General features: G+C 56.2%; 1 protein-coding gene. It reads left to right on the top strand.

The window, feature by feature from the left end:
* A partial coding sequence (locus ACXJKO_RS32120) for a hypothetical protein (RefSeq protein ID WP_457095030.1) occupies positions 1-333 on the top strand: 333 nt, incomplete at its 5' end.
* Between the last annotated feature and the right edge of the window lie 173 nt (positions 334-506).

Here is a 506-nt window from a genome sequence, read left to right as displayed (position 1 = left end):
AACAGGTACTTGATTCTGACCCCAAGGGAGGCCGGCGTGACGCGCGAGTTCAAGATCGGAGATTTAGTCCGATACACTATGGATTGTGGAGAATTTGATATCTCGCAGGAAGGCTACGTGATTGGTCATGCCCCTGACACGCTCAAGCCGGACGCCGGCGAAATCTATCCAGTCGTCGCGACTGACGCTTGGCACAGTGAGAATGCGAGCCCCGAGACGCTGACGTTCCTCTCCGAGGGGCATACTGAGACCGCTCATCGCCTACGGGAGCGGTGGGCAGACATGCCGTTCAATGAATTGCTCCCCCTCACCGAGGATCACGCGCGAGCGTAAAAACACGCGGCGCCATTTCGAATAACACCCAGTATGGAACCGCTAAGCATGGCCGCTGCTTAGATTGTTGAAGCTTTTGTTMTTGAGGGATCATCCAAGCACCGGGGTCGCCTATGCCACTGAGCCAGAACCCCATCGTCGAATGGCCGGCAGAGTTCTATCACCTTCTGCAG

The sequence above is a fragment of the Microvirga sp. P5_D2 genome (assembly GCF_054049475.1).
This window is presented reverse-complemented; position numbering and strand designations above follow the sequence as displayed.